Genomic DNA, 20723 nt, shown 5'->3' with positions numbered 1-20723 from the left:
TTTATAAGGCATTAATTACTGCATGAAACCCTCATTACAACTCAAGCTAGGACAACAGTTGGCGATGACGCCACAACTGCAGCAAGCGATTCGCTTACTGCAGCTGTCTACACTCGACCTTCAACAAGAGATCCAAGATGCGTTGGATTCCAACCCATTACTGGAAGTTGAAGAAGGGAACGACGAACTGGCCACCAGCGAAGAGAAAAATGTAACTGAGGAAAAAGAGACCGCACAGGAAGCGACAGAGATTGAGCTTCCTGATAGTTCCGAACTCATTGAAAAATCAGAAATCAGTTCAGAACTCGAAATCGACACGACTTGGGACGATGTCTACAGCGCGAATACTGGCAGTACTGGTATTGCTCTTGATGACGATATGCCAGTCTATCAGGGGGAAACCACTGAATCCCTGCATGACTATTTAATTTGGCAACTCGACCTCACCCCATTTAGTGAGGTTGATAGAACCATCGCCTTAGCACTGATTGACGCTATTGATGACTACGGCTACCTGACCATCTCCCTTCAGGATATCTTGGATAGTTTTAATGACGAAGAGATTGAGCTGGATGAGATCGAAGCGGTTCGTAAGCGTATTCAGCAGTTTGACCCTTTAGGGATGGCATCAATCAACTTGCAAGACTGTTTATTGTTGCAACTTGCTACCTACCCTGAAGATACACCTTGGCTTAATGAGGCCAAGTTGATCCTTACTGAACATATCGATCAATTAGGCAATCGAGATTACAAACTGATCATTAAAGAAACTAAGCTTAAAGAAGCGGAGTTACGTGAAGTTCTAAAACTCATTCAGCAACTGGACCCTCGCCCGGGTAGCCGGATCTCGACCGAACATGCCGAATACGTTGTTCCTGATGTGTCTGTCTTCAAAGATCACGGTAAGTGGGTTGTTACAATCAACCCTGACTCCATACCGCGTTTGAAAGTAAACCAACACTACGCCGCGATGGGGAAAGGCAACAGTGCAGATAGCCAATACATTCGAACCAATTTGCAAGAGGCAAAGTGGTTAATAAAAAGCTTAGAGAGCAGAAACGAGACCCTGCTCAAAGTTGCCAAGTGTATTGTTGAACATCAGAGAGATTTCTTTGAGTATGGCGAAGAAGCTATGAAGCCGATGGTACTCAATGATGTTGCTCTTGACGTAGATATGCATGAATCAACTATTTCGAGGGTTACGACACAAAAATATATGCACACCCCGCGTGGCATATTTGAATTGAAGTACTTCTTCTCTAGCCATGTAAGTACGGATAATGGCGGAGAATGTTCATCGACTGCAATTCGCGCATTGATAAAAAAACTAGTGGCTGCGGAGAATACCGCTAAACCACTTAGTGACAGCAAAATTGCAGCCTTACTCGCTGACCAAGGGATTCAGGTAGCTAGACGAACAATAGCAAAGTACCGCGAATCATTGGGCATTGCCCCTTCAAGTCAGCGTAAACGCCTATTGTAGGCAGCAACCGAGAAGGAAAGTCTATGCAAATCAATATTAATGGCCACCACGTTGATCTTACCGATTCAATGCAAGACTACGTAAACGAAAAGTTTCAAAAGCTTGAGCGTTTTTTTGAGCACATCAACAGTGTCCATGTGGTGCTAAAAGTTGAAAAACTTCGTCAAATCGCAGAAGCCACCCTTCACGTAAACCAAGCTGAAATACATGCATCTGCGGACGATGAAAACATGTACGCCGCTATCGACTCTCTAACCGATAAACTGGTTAGACAGCTGAATAAGCACAAAGAAAAATTAAATAGTCATTAACTTATGCAACTTAGCGAAATCCTAACATTGGACTGCACCAAAAGTGCAGTCCAATGCACAAGTAAGAAACGTGCTCTAGAGATGATCAGTGAAATCGTCGCGGAGCAAACAGGCCAAAACCCTACCGAACTTTTTGAGTGCATGCTCAGCCGCGAGAAAATGGGCAGTACTGGCATAGGAAATGGAATAGCCATTCCCCATGCTCGTATGCAATCCAGTGACAAAGCGGTCGCAGTACTCATGCAATGTGAAAGCCCGATTGAGTTTGACGCTATCGATAACCGTCCGGTTGACCTCCTCTTCGCTCTACTGGTGCCAGACGCACAATGTAAAGAGCACCTCAAAACCTTGTCTTGTATGGCTGAACGTCTGAATGACAAACAGATCCTAAAGCAGCTACGTAAAGCACAATCGGATCAAGAGCTGTACGATATCATGATCAACAGGTAAACATCGGTATGCGCTTAATTGTTGTGAGTGGTCAGTCTGGAGCTGGCAAAAGTGTTGCGCTACGTGTGCTGGAAGATTTGGGCTACTATTGTGTCGACAACCTTCCCGTCAATATGTTGGATGTTTTTATCCAATCCATCCAACATAGCAAACAAAACGTTGCGGTAAGCATTGATATTCGCAACCTACCAGAAGAGCCCTCTTTGGTTGAAGATGTATTAACCAAGCTCAAGCAAGAGAGCGACGTGAGTGTACTTTTCCTCGACGCAAATAAAGAGACTCTACTAAAACGCTATAGCGAAACTCGCCGTATCCACCCGCTATCTTTAAGTCTAGAAAATACCTCTCTTGAGCAAGCGATCGAAAAAGAGAAGGAGATCCTCTCTCCGCTCAAAGAACATGCCGATCTTATTATTGATAGCAGCAACCAATCCTTACACGAGTTAAGTGAAAGCGTTCGTCAGCGAGTTGAAGGCCGTGAACGAAAAGACCTCGTGATGGTTTTTCAATCATTTGGCTTTAAATACGGCATTCCTAGTGATGCAGATTATGTCTTTGATGTGCGCTTCTTACCTAACCCACACTGGGAACCGGATTTGCGCCCACTCACTGGTTTAGATGCACCTATTCGAGCCTTTTTAGAGAGCCACCAAGAGGTTATTGAGCTTAAGCTGCAAGTACAAAAATTTATTGAGCACTGGTTGCCATTATTAGAGAAAAACAACCGCAGCTACCTCACCGTGGCGATCGGTTGTACTGGTGGCAAACACCGCTCAGTCTATCTTACCCAGCAAATTGGTCAGTACTTTGCCGACTTAGGGCATCAAGTACAGATACGTCATACTTCACTTGAGAAAAATTCAAAAGGTTAGCCAATGCCCCTAGAGAGCAAAACTGTCTTAATCCAAAACCGTTTGGGGCTGCATGCCCGTGCCGCAATCAAATTGGTTGAGCTAGCCCAATCATTTGATGCCATCGTCACTGTTCAAAGCCATGAAGGAAAAACGGCAACAGCAGATAGTGTGATGGGGCTGTTAATGCTCGAGTCAGCTCAAGGAGAGCACATCACTATCTTAGCTGAGGGTGATGATGCTAGCCGCGCGCTCGAAGCGGTGTGTCAACTGATCGAACACAAGTTCGATGAAGAAGAATAATCTCTTTCAATTGAGCTAAGATGAAGCCGGCAAGCACGGCTCATTTTCCCCGCAAAAGACAAGATTGCACTGACCATCAAGCTATAATGCAATAATTCACCACTAGAATTGTTTTTATTAACACGATCTTATTAAACAAGTTATAAAATTAAGTTACTATTCAGAACATTGTAAGCATATAGAGTCAGGGGGAACGAATGGCAGAGCAAATAGAATTCGATCAAGCTCACCAAGCCCTCCAAGAAGTTACTGAAGCTCTTGAAAATGGTCGTTTTGTCCATGTCCGCCGCCAACTGCAGGACATGGAACCTGAAGACATCGCTCATTTATTAGAAGCATCACCGCGTAAAAGCCGTGAAGTCCTTTGGCAACTTACCGATCCGGAAGATTACGGTGAAATCCTCGACGAACTTAGCGAGGATGTAAAAGATGATCTGGTGTCTCGTATGGCACCTGAAATGCTGGCGGAAGCGACTGAAGGCATGGACACCGACGATGTCGCCTACGTCCTGCGAAGCCTACCCGACGATGTCTCGCGTGAAGTCCTTTCACAAATGGATGAAGAGGAGCGTCAACGGGTTGAAACCGCGCTTTCTTATCCAGAAGATACTGCCGGCGGCTTAATGAATACCGACGTTATCACGATTCGTGGTGACGTTGATATTGACGTTGTCTTGCGTTATTTGCGCATGCGCGGCGAACTACCTGAAGCAACGGATGCCCTTTACGTTATCGATGAAGAAAACCGTCTTATCGGTGAACTTTCTCTGACTGCGGTTCTCACCACTCAACCAGATGTGAGAGTAGCGGAAGTCATGGAAGATGCAGACGACGCGATTGAAGTCACCATGAGTGATTCAGATGTAGCTAGCCTGTTTGAACGTCGTAACTGGGTTTCGGCGCCGGTTATTGATGAAAACCAGCAACTGGTTGGTCGTATCACCATCGATGACGTGGTAGATGTTATCCGTGAAGATGCTGAGCACTCAATGATGAGTATGGCAGGTCTAAATGATGACGAAGATACCTTTGCTCCGGTCGTAAAATCAGCACGGAAACGTAGTGTTTGGCTTGGTGCCAATGTACTTGCAGCACTAGCAGCAGCCTCGGTCTCAAACATGTTCGAAGCCACTTTAGACCAAATGGCCGCCATTGCAGTACTAATGACCATCGTTCCGTCAATGGGTGGGGTTGCTGGCAACCAAACCGTTGCGCTGGTTATTCGTGGCCTTGCACTCGGTCATATCGGTGATTCAAACAAACGAGAACTATTAATGAAAGAAGCCGCTATCGGCTTTCTCAATGGCGTTATGTGGGCATTAATCATCGGTGGTATTGTCGTCGCTTGGAAAGGCAACTGGATGCTCGGTGGTATTATTTCTGCGGCAATGATGACTAACTTATTAGTCGCGGGTATTGCAGGGGTAACCATTCCAATCATCTTGAAGAAGATGAATATTGACCCAGCGCTTGCTGGCGGGATGGCGCTAACAACCGTGACAGATGTCGTCGGTCTCTCCGTGTTCTTGGGCTTAGCGACAATACTTATCTAGCCCTGCAACAGGTCAAAAAAGCGCTGTGTTTACAGCGCTTTTTTGTTTTACTGCCGACTAGGCATTAAGATTTGGACCAAGCCACTTCTCTGCTTCTAACATGTCCCAACCTTTTCGGTCAGCGTAACTCTGAGCTTGATCTTGCTGGATCTGAGCAATGGCAAAATAACGCGAATCAGGGTGCGAGAAATACCAGCCCGAAACGGATGCACCAGGCCACATTGCATAACTGGTTGTCAGCGACATACCAATAGCCTCTTCAACTTGAAGCAGCTCCCATAACGAGCCTTTTTCCGTATGTTCTGGACAAGCTGGATACCCTGGAGCTGGACGGATTCCTTGGTACTTTTCGCGGATCAGCCCATCATTGGACAGATCCTCATCAGGACTGTAACCCCAAATCTCTTTGCGCACTCTCTCATGAAGATATTCTGCAAAGGCTTCCGCGAGTCGATCTGCAACAGCCTGGATCATGATTGCATTATAATCATCACCTTGTGCTTTAAACTGATCTGCAAGCTCACGCTCACCGACACCACCAGTCACAGCAAACCCACCAATCCAATCAAGTTTTCCGGACTCTTTGGGCGCAATGTAGTCAGAAAGGCAGTAGTTAAAACCTTTAGGCTTTTCAGTTTGCTGACGCAAGTTATGCAGCACTTTCGCCACTTCTGTTCGTGACTCGTCGGTGTAAACTTCAATATCATCACCAACACTAGCGGCAGGGAACAATCCACACATTCCACGAGCTTCTAACAAGCCTTCTCGCTCGATTTTATCCAACCAGTCATTGGCATCTTTGAACAAGCGCTGAGCCTCTTCTCCGACTTCCTCATGCTGTAAAATAGTCGGATACTTACCCACCAAAGACCATGTCATAAAGAATGGTGTCCAATCGATATAGTTACGTAATGTAGCTACATCAAAGTAAGTGAAAACGTGTATTCCCGACAGCAAAGGCACTGGAGGGGTGTAATTTTCCCAATCAATAGCAACTTTATTGGCTCTTGCTTGTTCTAGTGTAATCGGCTTTGTGCGTGGCTTCTTACGATTATGTTGATCGCGCACTCGCACATAATCTTCATTCAACTTCTCGACAAACGGTGGGCGCAACTCATCAGAGAGTAGTGATGTACACACACCAACTGCGCGAGAGGCGTTATTTACATAGACTACTGGGTGTTTGTAGTTTTGCTCAATCTTCACAGCGGTATGCGCTTTTGAGGTAGTTGCCCCGCCAATCAGCAGTGGCAAATCAAAATCCAAACGCTCCATCTCTTTGGCGACATGCACCATTTCATCAAGTGAAGGGGTAATCAGCCCCGACAAACCAATGATATCGACATTCTCTTCTTTGGCGACCTTAAGGATCTGCTCGCACGGCACCATCACACCAAGATCGATGATCTCATAGTTATTACACTGTAGAACAACACCAACAATATTCTTGCCGATATCATGAACGTCACCCTTAACAGTAGCGAGTAGGATTTTACCGTTTGAAGAGCCTGCTTGTTTTGATGCATTGATATATGGTTCTAAATGCGCAACGGCCTGTTTCATGACTCGCGCAGACTTGACCACCTGCGGCAAGAACATCTTACCTTCACCAAACAAGTCACCAACTACGTTCATGCCATCCATTAGAGGGCCTTCAATCACTTCTAGCGGTTTGCTGGCGTTAACTCGTGCTTCTTCGGTATCCGCGACGATATACTCTGTAATACCTTTAACCAGAGCATGTTCTAAACGCTTCTCTACAGGCCACGTACGCCACTCAAGCGCAGACGCATCCTCTTCTTTGCCGACACCTTTACCTGCATATTCAGCAGCAATATCAAGCAAACGCTCAGTACCATCATCACGACGGTTAAGGACAACATCTTCGACGGCTTCACGAAGTTTGTCTGGTACGTTATCGTAGATTTCAAGCTGACCTGCATTAACAATCCCCATATCCATACCGTTTTTAAAACAGTGATATAGAAATACGGCATGAATGGCTTCACGCACATAGTTGTTGCCACGGAAAGAGAACGAAACGTTAGACACACCACCCGAAATCATTGCATATGGAAGATCCCGTTTAATGTCAGCGACGGCTTCAATAAAGTCGACCGCGTAGTTGTTGTGTTCTTCAATCCCTGTCGCGACAGCAAAAATATTCGGGTCAAAAATAATGTCTTCAGGAGGGAAGCCCACTTCATCAACCAAAATACGATAAGCATTAGTACAAATTTCTAACTTACGCGCGCGTGTTTCAGCCTGCCCAACTTCATCGAATGCCATAACAACCACAGCGGCACCAAAACGACGAATGATTTTTGCCTGCTCAACAAATTTCTCTTTGCCTTCTTTAAGAGAAATCGAGTTCACAACCCCTTTTCCTTGAATACACTTCAGGCCTGCAACAATCACTTCCCATTTGGAAGAGTCGACCATGATTGGCACTTTGGAAATTTCAGGTTCTGACGCACACAAATTAAGGAAACGAATCATACAGGCTTCAGCATCTAACATGCCTTCATCCATATTGATATCGATGATCTGCGCGCCGTTTTCTACTTGCTGACGAGCAACATCTAACGCTTCGTCATAAAGTTCTTCTTTGATCAGGCGTTTAAAGCGAGCAGAACCCGTTACGTTTGTACGCTCACCAACGTTGATAAACAATGTCTCTTTCTCAATGGTGAGTGGCTCAAGCCCCGACAAACGACAAGCGACAGGAAGATCCGGCAAAGCGCGTGGTGTAACACCTTCTACTGCCATTGCCATATGGCGAATATGCTCAGGTGTGGTGCCACAACAACCACCAATTAAGTTTAAGAAGCCACTTTGTGCCCATTCTTTAACATGCTCAGCCATATCTTCAGGAGAGAGATCATATTCACCAAATGCATTGGGTAGGCCGGCGTTAGGGTGAGTCGAAACAAACGTTTCAGAGATACGTGAGAGCTCATCAACATATGGACGCAGCTCATCAGGGCCAAGGGCACAGTTAAGACCAAAAGAAATAGGTTTAACGTGACGTAGGGAGTTGTAGAACGCTTCTGTCGTTTGTCCTGATAGAGTACGACCTGATGCATCTGTTATCGTCCCCGAAATCATGACTGGAAGCTCAACGCCCAGTTCTTCAAATACGCTATCAACCGCAAAAGCACACGCTTTGGCATTTAGAGTATCAAAGATAGTTTCAATCAAAATAAGGTCGGATCCACCTTTAATAAGCGCTCGAGTGGACTCTGAGTAAGCTTCTACCAACTCATCAAAGGAGACATTACGATAACTCGGATCGTTAACATCAGGCGAGATAGAACACGTTCGGTTCGTTGGACCTAATACCCCAGCTACATAACGAGGCTTTTCTGGGGTCTTCACCGTCCACTCATCCGCAGCTTCACGTGCCAACTTAGCCGCAGCGAAGTTAATTTCTTCACTTAAGCTTTCCATTTCGTAGTCAGCCATCGCGATAGTGGTCGCGTTAAAGGTGTTGGTTTCCAGAATATCTGCGCCCGCTTCAAGATACGCAGTATGAATATCTTTGATCAGTTTGGGCTGGGTTAAAACTAACAGATCATTATTGCCCTTGAGATCGCAGTGCCAATCGGCAAAACGCTCACCTCGGTAATCTTGCTCTTCCAGTTTGTAATCTTGAATCATGGTGCCCATGCCACCATCGATCAGCATAATACGTTGCTTCAGTTGAGCGACGATCCGTTGTCTTAACTTGCTTCCCACAATACAACCTCATTCCTTTTATTATCTTCCCATCCTATCACAGAGAGAACAGGAGTCTAGACGTCTAAAAGACAAATTCTTAACATTGACTAGACTAAATAGTGTTTGCCATTTGTCAGACTTGAGCACAGAATCCCCATTTACAAATTGTTACATAAGAGTCCCATTATGTCGGTTTACTATACTCTTTGCTTTTTATCTGCAGCGGCAATGCTTATTGCCTTTATAAACAGCAAAATAGGTAAGATGCAGACTACTATCGCAATTACAGCCGGCTCGATGATGCTGTCGTTGCTCATCTTAGTCGCGGGTCAAAATGATTGGTTTGAACTTACTGAAATTGCATCCAGTACCATCGCTAGTATAAATTTTGAAGATTTCTTACTTAAAGGTATCCTCGGATTTCTACTCTTCGCCGGTGGACTAGGTATTAAGCTATCCAACTTAGAAGATCAAAAGTGGGAAATCACCATTCTTGCTCTTGGTGCAACGCTCTTTTCAACCTTCTTTATTGGTTTCGTTCTTTATGGTTTCTGCCAAATTGTGGGCATTCACTTCGAACTCGTATACTGCCTTCTTTTCGGTGCACTTATCTCTCCCACCGACCCAATCGCCGTTTTGGCTATCGTAAAAAAACTCAATGCCCCCAAACGCATCTCAACGCAAATTGAAGGTGAGTCGCTATTCAATGATGGTTTTGGCCTCGTTATCTTTGTCACTATTTACACCATTGCGTTTGGTAGTGAAGCGCCAACCGTAGGCAGTGTGAGCATGCTATTCTTACAAGAAGCTGTAGGTGGGATTGTTTATGGTTTCGCGCTAGGTCTGATTTTCCATTATTTAATCAGTGCCACTGATGACCACTCAATGGAGCTACTGTTAACGATCGGTATTCCAACTGCTGGCTATGCGTTTGCTGAAGTACTTCATGTCTCAGGCCCGCTTGCGATGGTGGTCTCAGGTATCATGATTGGCAACTGGACACGCTATATCGGCTTTTCGAAAGAGAGTGAAGATCACTTAGACCATTTTTGGGAATTGGTTGATGAGTTTCTCAATGGCTTACTGTTTTTATTAATCGGTATGTCGATGCTGCTGTTTGAGTTCCACAAAGAAGACTTTATTCTGATGGCATTTGCTATTCCACTGGTTCTCTCTGGACGCTACCTCAGTGTCTTCATATCATACATCGGCTTTAAACGTTACCGAGCTTACAACCCTTGGTCTGTAAGGATCCTGACTTGGGGAGGATTACGTGGTGGCTTGGCGCTTGCAATGGCATTGTCAATTCCCACAGGGATTTGGGTGATTCCCGACAAGCTTATTGATGTGAAAGAGATCATTCTGGTTATGACCTATTCAGTCGTTGTATTTTCAATCTTAGTTCAAGGTTCGACGATTACACCCATGATTGAGAAAGCGAAACAAGTAGAAAAAGAAACCCCTCCCGTAGATTAGCGAATGTAATCAATAAAGGCAGCCAACGGCTGCCTTTTACTTAGTATCGAGGTATATAAGCAATTAGAACATGGTAAACCCAAAGCTGTGTTTGCTCATTAGTGTTTTATCTTGCCAGCTGCTTTTACTTTGGCAGCATTCTGCTCCTGTATTGCCTTTCTCACACGGACAGTGATAAAACCAAGGATTGCGGTCGCCAAGGTGATCACTGGCGCAGCCATCAAGCCCATTGTCACAACCTTACTGATGTTTTCTGGTAGCATCGGCAATAACATACCTAACGAGCACAGCAGCAAAGTCCAAAGAATCGCGCTCAACCAAGCAAAGTAATGAAACTTGTTCACTTTGTTCGCTCTCATTCCCATCATTAAGGGTAGAAGAGAACGTACGACAGGGACAAAACGAGCACAAAACAACGCGACTAACCCATGCTTGCCCAATAGGACGTCAACCTGTTGTAAGCGCTTCTGTGGAACAGCGTTCACCCAGCCTTGTACTTTAGGTAGTCGATTTAACCAACGCCCCTGAACATATGCCGCCCAACTGCCAATCGCAGCACAACTCGCAATCAATATAAGTACCAATATAGGGTCAAGTACACCAACCGCCGCTAAAGTACCAGAAAGAACGACGACACTATCACAAGGAAAAGGGGCTGCGGGAATAAAGCCGCTTTCCAAGAAAATCAGTGCACCAACAACAAAGTAGACCATAGCGGCACTGCCGGGGGTCATTAACGTAGTAAAGTCTTGATGCCAAAGCGCCATCAAAACATCAATAATTGAATCCAACATCTTATAAACCTCATTAAAAAATAGAATTAGGTGAAAATTCTGAGGCTGTATGTCGTGTATGGATAAACCGATAAATCAGATTAGACTCATGATGTCTCTTCACTCTTAAAGCACTTTCACCGTCAAGATAGCGGTGATAAGTAGAGAGAAAGACATGTTTGAAGGCATAAATGGAGTCATTGACTGGAAGGTAAGTGTTGCTCTGACTTTGTCGTTCTGATGGTTTTGATAAGTAACGACTCATCAGGGTATGTAGTGGACTATTATGCCGCTCAATAACTAAATCCAGTGTATGGATGCTTGTAGCATCTTTGAGTTGAAGTGGTTGATTGTAGGATGCCAGATTTGGCGCCAATAGCCCCTCATCCGTTACCATTGTAAGTAACAGAACAAAAGATATTGTCGATAGCATTCCTATAAATCGCAAAGCGATTCTCCACTCCAAGTCGTTTAACACTATTAGAGCTAAACATAAATTCCTAAGGGGGTTTTAGCGCTGCGAGCAAATAAGTTCAATAGACATAATTAATCGAAACGATTACATCAGAAAGGTTCGAATAAATAGAGAGAAATATCAAGCCTCTGTTTAAATTGGGCGTGTCGAAAACAATTGGAAAATGGAAGAGAGAAAATACATTGGGGGTAGACTAAAGTGCCAATAACCACTCACTTTGTCTTCTCTAAAGTGAAGCAGCAAAGATGTAAAAAGGTGCCGCATTTCAAATACAGCGTATTCTCGAAGTGAGATACCTCATTGATTTTTTATTTCGTCAGAAACGACAAAAGCCTAGTCGTAAGACTAGGCTTTCTAATAAGTGGCGGAGTGGCGGGGACGCCTAGTCCGGGCTTGCGGTCAATTGGACTCGCACACGAGCGGGACTCGATTCCTTTACAAAAGGAACTTTTCTTTAGATATTAAAAAACCCGACGCTTTCGCATCGGGTTAAATAAGTGGCGGAGTGGACGGGACTCGAACCCGCGACCCCCGGCGTGACAGGCCGGTATTCTAACCAACTGAACTACCACTCCGCAGTGGCTTACTCGCTATCAAGCAAGTGTCCATACTTTTTGTCTTCACTTTTTTAAAAAGTGAAAAGAAAATTAAAAGCCTGGCGATGTCCTACTCTCACATGGGGAAGCCCCACACTACCATCGGCGCTAATTCGTTTCACTTCTGAGTTCGGCATGGAAATCAGGTGGGTCCAAATCGCTATGGTCGCCAAGCAAATTCTTTAATTCGGAAAGCTGGTTTGTGTTCTCTACACAATCAAGTTTTGTTCTTTCTTTGAGTCCATCAAAACCCCTTGGGTGTTGTATGGTTAAGCCTCACGGGCAATTAGTATCAGTTAGCTCAATGCCTCACAGCACTTACACACCTGACCTATCAACGTCGTAGTCTCCGACAACCCTTTAGGATACTTAAAGTATCAGGGAGAACTCATCTCAAGGCTCGCTTCCCGCTTAGATGCTTTCAGCGGTTATCGATTCCGAACTTAGCTACCGGGCAATGCGTCTGGCGACACAACCCGAACACCAGAGGTTCGTCCACTCCGGTCCTCTCGTACTAGGAGCAGCCCCTTTCAATTCTCCAACGCCCACGGCAGATAGGGACCGAACTGTCTCACGACGTTCTAAACCCAGCTCGCGTACCACTTTAAATGGCGAACAGCCATACCCTTGGGACCGACTTCAGCCCCGAGGATGTGATGAGCCGACATCGAGGTGCCAAACACCGCCGTCGATATGAACTCTTGGGCGGTATCAGCCTGTTATCCCCGGAGTACCTTTTATCCGTTGAGCGATGGCCCTTCCATACAGAACCACCGGATCACTATGACCTACTTTCGTACCTGCTCGAATTGTCATTCTCGCAGTTAAGCGGGCTTATGCCATTGCACTAACCACACGATGTCCAACCGTGTTTAGCCCACCTTCGTGCTCCTCCGTTACTCTTTGGGAGGAGACCGCCCCAGTCAAACTACCCACCAGGCACTGTCCGTAACCCCGATCAGGGGTCGACGTTAGAACATCAACACTACAAGGGTGGTATTTCAAGGACGGCTCCACACATACTGGCGTACGTGCTTCAAAGCCTCCCACCTATCCTACACATGTAGGGTCAATGTTCAGTGCCAAGCTGTAGTAAAGGTTCACGGGGTCTTTCCGTCTAGCCGCGGGTACACTGCATCTTCACAGCGATTTCAATTTCACTGAGTCTCGGGTGGAGACAGCGTGGCCATCATTACGCCATTCGTGCAGGTCGGAACTTACCCGACAAGGAATTTCGCTACCTTAGGACCGTTATAGTTACGGCCGCCGTTTACCGGGGCTTCGATCAAGAGCTTCGACCTAAGTCTAACCCCATCAATTAACCTTCCGGCACCGGGCAGGCGTCACACCGTATACGTCATCTTACGATTTTGCACAGTGCTGTGTTTTTGAATAAACAGTTGCAGCCACCTGGTATCTGCGACTCTCAATAGCTCCATCCGCGAGGGACTTCACCGTCAAGAGCGTACCTTCTCCCGAAGTTACGGTACCATTTTGCCTAGTTCCTTCACCCGAGTTCTCTCAAGCGCCTTGGTATTCTCTACCCGACCACCTGTGTCGGTTTGGGGTACGATTCCTTACAATCTGAAGCTTAGAGGCTTTTCACGGAAGCATGGCATCAATGACTTCACTACCGTAGTAGCTCGACGTCGTGTCTCAGCCTTAAAAAGAGCCGGATTTACCTAACTCTTAAGCCTACGCACTTGAACACGGACAACCGTCGCCAGGCCCACCTAGCCTTCTCCGTCCCCCATCGCAATTGTAAGAAGTACGGGAATATTAACCCGTTTCCCATCGACTACGCCTTTCGGCCTCGCCTTAGGGGTCGACTTACCCTGCCCCGATTAACGTTGGACAGGAACCCTTGGTCTTCCGGCGAGGAGGTTTTTCACCCCCTTTATCGTTACTCATGTCAGCATTCGCACTTCTGATACCTCCAGCATGCTTTACAACACACCTTCAACGGCTTACAGAACGCTCCCCTACCCAATAACTAAAAGTTATTGCCGCAGCTTCGGTTTATAGCTTAGCCCCGTTACATCTTCCGCGCAGGCCGACTCGACTAGTGAGCTATTACGCTTTCTTTAAATGATGGCTGCTTCTAAGCCAACATCCTAGCTGTCTAAGCCTTCCCACATCGTTTCCCACTTAGCTATAATTTGGGACCTTAGCTGGCGGTCTGGGTTGTTTCCCTCTCCACGACGGACGTTAGCACCCGCCGTGTGTCTCCCGGATAGTACTTACTGGTATTCGGAGTTTGCAAAGGGTTGGTAAGTCGGGATGACCCCCTAGCCTTAACAGTGCTCTACCCCCAGTAGTATTCGTCCGAGGCGCTACCTAAATAGCTTTCGGGGAGAACCAGCTATCTCCAGGTTTGATTGGCCTTTCACCCCTAGCCACAAGTCATCCGCTAATTTTTCAACATTAGTCGGTTCGGTCCTCCAGTTGATGTTACTCAACCTTCAACCTGCCCATGGCTAGATCACCTGGTTTCGGGTCTATATCCAGAGACTGAACGCCCAGTTAAGACTCGGTTTCCCTACGGCTCCCCTAGATGGTTAACCTTGCCACTGAATATAAGTCGCTGACCCATTATACAAAAGGTACGCAGTCACAGGACAATGCCTGCTCCTACTGCTTGTACGTACACGGTTTCAGGTTCTATTTCACTCCCCTCACAGGGGTTCTTTTCGCCTTTCCCTCACGGTACTGGTTCACTATCGGTCAGTCAGTAGTATTTAGCCTTGGAGGATGGTCCCCCCATATTCAGACAGGATAACACGTGTCCCGCCCTACTCGATTTCACTGAACACACATCGTCAACTACGGGACTATCACCCTGTATCGTCGGACTTTCCAGACCGTTCGTCTAACGTGTGTAAAGCTTAAGGGCTAGTCCAATTTCGCTCGCCGCTACTTTCGGAATCTCGGTTGATTTCTTTTCCTCGGGGTACTTAGATGTTTCAGTTCCCCCGGTTCGCCTCGTTATGCTATGTATTCACATAACGATACTTACTTATGTAAGTGGGTTTCCCCATTCGGAAATCCCAGACTCAAGTGGCTTTTACTGCCTAATCTGGGCTTATCGCAAGTTAATACGTCCTTCATCGCCTCTGACTGCCAAGGCATCCACCGTGTACGCTTAGTCACTTAACCATACAACCCGAAGGAGTTTCGAGTTGATGTTCAAATCACCAAAGTTGTCTGCAATTTTTATACATGATGCAGACTCGATTTTGCCGGACTCAAATTCCAAGAACACTTGAATGTGTTTTTAGTTGTATTCATAAATGAATACTTTGAGAACTTTACAAACAACAATAAATTGTTGTTTTGTCAGCTTTCCAAATTGTTAAAGAGCTAGATTTCACTTTCTACTTAAAGAAAGAAACCATTTTTAAGAACACTTAATCAAATGCGCTTAGAGATGGTGGAGCTATGCGGGATCGAACCGCAGACCTCCTGCGTGCAAGGCAGGCGCTCTCCCAGCTGAGCTATAGCCCCATCAGGTGTTGATACTGTGTGCCAATTCCTTGGGATGGGAATTGGTGGGTCTGAGTGGACTCGAACCACCGACCTCTCGCTTATCAGGCGAACGCTCTAACCACCTGAGCTACAGACCCAGTATCGTCTCTTAATTACAAACCGTATCAATCTGTGTGAACACTCATCGCAATAATCATCGTATAAGGAGGTGATCCAGCGCCAGGTTCCCCTAGCGCTACCTTGTTACGACTTCACCCCAGTCATGAACCACAAAGTGGTGAGCGTCCTCCCGAAGGTTAAACTACCCACTTCTTTTGCAGCCCACTCCCATGGTGTGACGGGCGGTGTGTACAAGGCCCGGGAACGTATTCACCGTGGCATTCTGATCCACGATTACTAGCGATTCCGACTTCATGGAGTCGAGTTGCAGACTCAATCCGGACTACGACGTACTTTTTGGGATTCGCTCACTTTCGCAAGTTGGCTGCCCTCTGTATACGCCATTGTAGCACGTGTGTAGCCCTACTCGTAAGGGCCATGATGACTTGACGTCGTCCCCACCTTCCTCCGGTTTATCACCGGCAGTCTCCCTGGAGTTCCCGACATTACTCGCTGGCAAACAAGGATAAGGGTTGCGCTCGTTGCGGGACTTAACCCAACATTTCACAACACGAGCTGACGACAGCCATGCAGCACCTGTCTCATAGTTCCCGAAGGCACCAAAGCATCTCTGCTAAGTTCTATGGATGTCAAGAGTAGGTAAGGTTCTTCGCGTTGCATCGAATTAAACCACATGCTCCACCGCTTGTGCGGGCCCCCGTCAATTCATTTGAGTTTTAATCTTGCGACCGTACTCCCCGGGCGGTCTACTTAACGCGTTAGCTCCGAAAGCCACGGCTCAAGGCCACAACCTCCAAGTAGACATCGTTTACGGCGTGGACTACCGGGGTATCTAATCCTGTTTGCTCCCCACGCTTTCGCATCTGAGTGTCAGTATCTGTCCGGGGGCCGCCTTCGCCACCGGTATTCCTTCAGATCTCTACGCATTTCACCGCTACACCTGAAATTCTACCCCCCTCTACAGTACTCTAGTCAGCCAGTTTCAAATGCAATTCCGAGGTTGAGCCCCGGGCTTTCACATCTGACTTAACTAACCACCTGCATGCGCTTTACGCCCAGTAATTCCGATTAACGCTCGCACCCTCCGTATTACCGCGGCTGCTGGCACGGAGTTAGCCGGTGCTTCTTCTGTCGCTAACGTCAAATCCATACGCTATTAACGCATGAACCTTCCTCACGACTGAAAGTACTTTACAACCCGAAGGCCTTCTTCATACACGCGGCATGGCTGCATCAGGCTTGCGCCCATTGTGCAATATTCCCCACTGCTGCCTCCCGTAGGAGTCTGGACCGTGTCTCAGTTCCAGTGTGGCTGATCATCCTCTCAGACCAGCTAGGGATCGTCGCCTTGGTGAGCCCTTACCTCACCAACTAGCTAATCCCACCTAGGCATATCCTGACGCGAGAGGCCCGAAGGTCCCCCTCTTTGGCCCGTAGGCATCATGCGGTATTAGCCATCGTTTCCAATGGTTATCCCCCACATCAGGGCAATTTCCTAGGCATTACTCACCCGTCCGCCGCTCGCCGCCCATAAACGCACCCGAAGGATTGTTTATGTCGCTGCCGCTCGACTTGCATGTGTTAGGCCTGCCGCCAGCGTTCAATCTGAGCCATGATCAAACTCTTCAATTTAAGATTTTGTTGACTCAATGAATACTGAACATTACATAGTAATGTTTGAATTGACTGTGCTGCTATTTCTAGCAATGGTCACTTCGTTTCATTGAAATCTAATTTGAAGCCTAAGCTTCTAATTTGGATTATCATCAACGAGTGCCTCACACAGATTGATAGGTTTATATTGTTAAAGAGCTTTGCTTTCAACGCGTTAGCGTCTCAGCGAGGTGCGTATAATACGCTTCCCACTTTGAAAGTCAACATAAAATTCTAAACTTTTTCTTCATTTTCAGATTTTAAAAAAATCTAAAAGCAAAAAGGCTTAAAACTTTATGGTGACTTGTTTACTAAGTAAACAAAGTCGAAATTAAAGCCTGGCGATGTCCTACTCTCACATGGGGAAGCCCCACACTACCATCGGCGCTAATTCGTTTCACTTCTGAGTTCGGCATGGAATCAGGTGGGTCCAAATTGCTATGGTCGCCAAGCAAAATTCTTTAATTCGGAAAGCTGTTTTTGTGTTCTCTACACAATCAAGTTTTGTTCTTTCTTTGAGTCCATCAAAACCCCTTGGGTGTTGTATGGTTAAGCCTCACGGGCAATTAGTATCAGTTAGCTCAATGCCTCACAGCACTTACACACCTGACCTATCAACGTCGTAGTCTCCGACAACCCTTTAGGATACTTAAAGTATCAGGGAGAACTCATCTCAAGGCTCGCTTCCCGCTTAGATGCTTTCAGCGGTTATCGATTCCGAACTTAGCTACCGGGCAATGCGTCTGGCGACACAACCCGAACACCAGAGGTTCGTCCACTCCGGTCCTCTCGTACTAGGAGCAGCCCCTTTCAATTCTCCAACGCCCACGGCAGATAGGGACCGAACTGTCTCACGACGTTCTAAACCCAGCTCGCGTACCACTTTAAATGGCGAACAGCCATACCCTTGGGACCGACTTCAGCCCCCAGGATGTGATGAGCCGACATCGAGGTGCCAAACACCGCCGTCGATATGAACTCTTGGGCGGTATCAGCCTGTTATCCCCGGAGTACCTTTTATCCGTTGAGCGATGGCCCTTCCATACAGAACCACCGGATCACTATGACCTACTTTCGTACCTGCTCGAATTGTCATTCTCGCAGTTAAGCGGGCTTATGCCATTGCACTAACCACACGATGTCCAACCGTGTTTAGCCCACCTTCGTGCTCCTCCGTTACTCTTTGGGAGGAGACCGCCCCAGTCAAACTACCCACCGGGCACTGTCCGTAACCCCGATTAGGGGTCGACGTTAGAACATCAACACTACAAGGGTGGTATTTCAAGGACGGCTCCACACATACTGGCGTACGTGCTTCAAAGCCTCCCACCTATCCTACACATGTAGGGTCAATGTTCAGTGCCAAGCTGTAGTAAAGGTTCACGGGGTCTTTCCGTCTAGCCGCGGGTACACTGCATCTTCACAGCGATTTCAATTTCACTGAGTCTCGGGTGGAGACAGCGTGGCCATCATTACGCCATTCGTGCAGGTCGGAACTTACCCGACAAGGAATTTCGCTACCTTAGGACCGTTATAGTTACGGCCGCCGTTTACCGGGGCTTCGATCAAGAGCTTCGACCTAAGTCTAACCCCATCAATTAACCTTCCGGCACCGGGCAGGCGTCACACCGTATACGTCATCTTACGATTTTGCACAGTGCTGTGTTTTTAATAAACAGTTGCAGCCACCTGGTATCTGCGACTCTCAATAGCTCCATCCGCAAGGGACTTCACCGTCAAGAGCGTACCTTCTCCCGAAGTTACGGTACCATTTTGCCTAGTTCCTTCACCCGAGTTCTCTCAAGCGCCTTGGTATTCTCTACCCGACCACCTGTGTCGGTTTGGGGTACGATTCCTTACAATCTGAAGCTTAGAGGCTTTTCCTGGAAGCATGGCATCAATGACTTCACTACCGTAGTAGCTCGACATCGTGTCTCAGCCTTAAAAAGAGCCGGATTTACCTAACTCTTAAGCCTACGCACTTGAACCGGACAACCGTCGCCAGGCCCACCTAGCCTTCTCCGTCCCCCCATCGCAATTGTAAGAAGTACGGGAATATTAACCCGTTTCCCATCGACTACGCCTTTCGGCCTCGCCTTAGGGGTCGACTTACCCTGCCCCGATTAACGTTGGACAGGAACCCTTGGTCTTCCGGCGAGGAGGTTTTTCACCCCCTTTATCGTTACTCATGTCAGCATTCGCACTTCTGATACCTCCAGCATGCTTTACAACACACCTTCAACGGCTTACAGAACGCTCCCCTACCCAATAACTAAAAGTTATTGCCGCAGCTTCGGTTTATAGCTTAGCCCCGTTACATCTTCCGCGCAGGCCGACTCGACTAGTGAGCTATTACGCTTTCTTTAAATGATGGCTGCTTCTAAGCCAACATCCTAGCTGTCTAAGCCTTCCCACATCGTTTCCCACTTAGCTATAATTTGGGACCTTAGCTGGCGGTCTGGGTTGTTTCCCTCTCCACGACGGACGTTAGCACCCGCCGTGTGTCTCCCGGATAGTACTTACTGGTATTCGGAGTTTGCAAAGGGTTGGTAAGTCGGGATGACCCCTAGCCTTAACAGTGCTCTACCCCCAGTAGTATTCGTCCGAGGCGCTACCTAAATAGCTTTCGGGGAGAACCAGCTATCTCCAGGTTTGATTGGCCTTTCACCCCTAGCCACAAGTCATCCGCTAATTTTTCAACATTAGTCGGTTCGGTCCTCCAGTTGATGTTACTCAACCTTCAACCTGCCCATGGCTAGATCACCTGGTTTCGGGTCTATATCCAGAGACTGAACGCCCAGTTAAGACTCGGTTTCCCTACGGCTCCCCTAGATGGTTAACCTTGCCACTGAATATAAGTCGCTGACCCATTATACAAAAGGTACGCAGTCACAGGACAAAGCCTGCTCCTACTGCTTGTACGTACACGGTTTCAGGTTCTATTTCACTCCCCTCACAGGGGTTCTTTTCGCCTTTCCCTCACGGTACTGGTTCACTATCGGTCAGTCAGTAGTATTTAGCCTTGGAGGATGGTCCCCCCATATTCAGACAGGATAACACGTGTCCCGCCCTACTCGATTTCACTGAACACACATCGTCAACTACGGGACTATCACCCTGTATCGTCGGACTTTCCAGACCGTTCGTCTAACGCGTGTAAAGCTTAAGGGCTAGTCCAATTTCGCTCGCCGCTACTTTCGGAATCTCGGTTGATTTCTTTTCCTCGGGGTACTTAGATGTTTCAGTTCCCCCGGTTCGCCTCGCTACGCTATGTATTCACGTAGCGATACTTACTTATGTAAGTGGGTTTCCCCATTCGGAAATCCCAGACTCAAGTGGCTTTTACTGCCTAATCTGGGCTTATCGCAAGTTAATACGTCCTTCATCGCCTCTGACTGCCAAGGCATCCACCGTGTACGCTTAGTCACTTAACCATACAACCCGAAGGAGTTTCGAGTTGCCAATTTACTTTC

At 47.0% G+C, this 20723-nt stretch carries 9 protein-coding genes, 3 tRNA genes and 5 rRNA genes; 7 read left to right on the top strand and 10 right to left on the bottom strand.

All coding sequences use genetic code 11. The annotated features are described in order from the left end of the window. Positions 1 to 22 precede the first annotated feature (22 nt). The 6 genes from GZK95_RS01660 to mgtE all read left to right on the top strand — a co-directional run bounded on the left by GZK95_RS01660 (position 23) and on the right by mgtE (position 4951). The gene (locus tag GZK95_RS01660; RefSeq protein WP_075716213.1) at positions 23 to 1483 is read left to right on the top strand and encodes an RNA polymerase factor sigma-54; all 1461 of its coding nucleotides are present in this window, start codon (positions 23 to 25) and stop codon (positions 1481 to 1483) included. 23 nt (positions 1484 to 1506) lie between these two features. Continuing rightward, on the top strand, positions 1507 to 1794 hold the full coding sequence (gene hpf, locus GZK95_RS01655; RefSeq protein WP_075709732.1) for a ribosome hibernation promoting factor: 288 nt from the start codon (positions 1507 to 1509) through the stop codon (positions 1792 to 1794). A 3-nt stretch (positions 1795 to 1797) separates the two neighbouring features. After that, positions 1798 to 2244, top strand: coding sequence for a PTS IIA-like nitrogen regulatory protein PtsN (ptsN, locus tag GZK95_RS01650; protein WP_075709731.1), 447 nt, complete (start codon positions 1798 to 1800; stop codon positions 2242 to 2244). Positions 2245 to 2252: 8 nt separating this feature from the next. Beyond that, the gene (gene rapZ, locus GZK95_RS01645) at positions 2253 to 3116 is read left to right on the top strand and encodes an RNase adapter RapZ (RefSeq protein ID WP_075709730.1); all 864 of its coding nucleotides are present in this window, start codon (positions 2253 to 2255) and stop codon (positions 3114 to 3116) included. 3 nt (positions 3117 to 3119) lie between these two features. Beyond that, positions 3120 to 3398, top strand: coding sequence for an HPr family phosphocarrier protein (locus GZK95_RS01640; RefSeq protein WP_075709729.1), 279 nt, complete (start codon positions 3120 to 3122; stop codon positions 3396 to 3398). Positions 3399 to 3595: 197 nt separating this feature from the next. Next, a complete protein-coding gene (gene mgtE / locus GZK95_RS01635; protein ID WP_075709728.1) occupies positions 3596 to 4951 on the top strand; it encodes a magnesium transporter in 1356 nt (451 codons plus the stop codon). A gap of 57 nt (positions 4952 to 5008) precedes the next feature. Here the strand turns inward: mgtE and metH are convergent, their stop codons facing one another. Continuing rightward, complete coding sequence (metH, locus tag GZK95_RS01630; RefSeq protein ID WP_075716214.1) at positions 5009 to 8689, bottom strand: methionine synthase; 3681 nt, start codon at positions 8687 to 8689, stop codon at positions 5009 to 5011. 168 nt (positions 8690 to 8857) lie between these two features. Here metH and GZK95_RS01625 point away from each other — a divergent pair, with 168 nt between their 5' ends. Continuing rightward, positions 8858 to 10147 (top strand): cation:proton antiporter, encoded by a 1290-nt coding sequence (locus tag GZK95_RS01625; protein ID WP_075716215.1) that lies wholly within the window; start codon positions 8858 to 8860, stop codon positions 10145 to 10147. Between the two features lie 98 nt (positions 10148 to 10245). On the opposite strand, the gene GZK95_RS01620 is transcribed toward GZK95_RS01625, so the two are convergent. From GZK95_RS01620 to GZK95_RS01580, 9 genes are all read right to left on the bottom strand, one after another. After that, on the bottom strand, positions 10246 to 10941 hold the full coding sequence (locus GZK95_RS01620; protein WP_075716216.1) for a DedA family protein: 696 nt from the start codon (positions 10939 to 10941) through the stop codon (positions 10246 to 10248). 952 nt (positions 10942 to 11893) lie between these two features. Then, a tRNA-Asp gene (locus GZK95_RS01615) sits at positions 11894 to 11970 on the bottom strand. Positions 11971 to 12048: 78 nt separating this feature from the next. Continuing rightward, positions 12049 to 12165: ribosomal RNA gene (gene rrf, locus GZK95_RS01610) — 5S ribosomal RNA — on the bottom strand. A gap of 91 nt (positions 12166 to 12256) precedes the next feature. After that, positions 12257 to 15147, bottom strand: a 23S ribosomal RNA gene (locus tag GZK95_RS01605). 272 nt (positions 15148 to 15419) lie between these two features. Continuing rightward, positions 15420 to 15495, bottom strand: a tRNA-Ala gene (locus tag GZK95_RS01600). Positions 15496 to 15537: 42 nt separating this feature from the next. Then, positions 15538 to 15614, bottom strand: a tRNA-Ile gene (locus tag GZK95_RS01595). A 64-nt stretch (positions 15615 to 15678) separates the two neighbouring features. Next, positions 15679 to 17229 (bottom strand): 16S ribosomal RNA (locus GZK95_RS01590). A gap of 357 nt (positions 17230 to 17586) precedes the next feature. After that, positions 17587 to 17702: ribosomal RNA gene (rrf, locus tag GZK95_RS01585) — 5S ribosomal RNA — on the bottom strand. Between the two features lie 93 nt (positions 17703 to 17795). Further along, positions 17796 to 20684 (bottom strand): 23S ribosomal RNA (locus GZK95_RS01580). Together the 16S, 23S and 5S rRNA genes with 3 tRNA genes alongside form the textbook arrangement of a ribosomal RNA operon. Positions 20685 to 20723 lie beyond the last annotated feature (39 nt).

Source organism: Vibrio panuliri, from assembly GCF_009938205.1.
Classification (GTDB): Bacteria; Pseudomonadota; Gammaproteobacteria; order Enterobacterales; family Vibrionaceae; genus Vibrio; species Vibrio panuliri.
This window is presented reverse-complemented; position numbering and strand designations above follow the sequence as displayed.

Bases quoted from the DNA above. Each gene is read 5' to 3' on its own strand.
- GZK95_RS01660 (WP_075716213.1), top strand. From the start codon at position 23: ATGAAACCCTCATTACAACTCAAGCTAGGACAACAGTTGGCGATGACG.
- hpf (WP_075709732.1), top strand. From the start codon at position 1,507: ATGCAAATCAATATTAATGGCCACCACGTTGATCTTACCGATTCAATG.
- ptsN (WP_075709731.1), top strand. From the start codon at position 1,798: ATGCAACTTAGCGAAATCCTAACATTGGACTGCACCAAAAGTGCAGTC.
- rapZ (WP_075709730.1), top strand. From the start codon at position 2,253: ATGCGCTTAATTGTTGTGAGTGGTCAGTCTGGAGCTGGCAAAAGTGTT.
- GZK95_RS01640 (WP_075709729.1), top strand. From the start codon at position 3,120: ATGCCCCTAGAGAGCAAAACTGTCTTAATCCAAAACCGTTTGGGGCTG.
- mgtE (WP_075709728.1), top strand. From the start codon at position 3,596: ATGGCAGAGCAAATAGAATTCGATCAAGCTCACCAAGCCCTCCAAGAA.
- GZK95_RS01625 (WP_075716215.1), top strand. From the start codon at position 8,858: ATGTCGGTTTACTATACTCTTTGCTTTTTATCTGCAGCGGCAATGCTT.
- GZK95_RS01620 (WP_075716216.1), bottom strand. From the start codon at position 10,941: ATGTTGGATTCAATTATTGATGTTTTGATGGCGCTTTGGCATCAAGAC.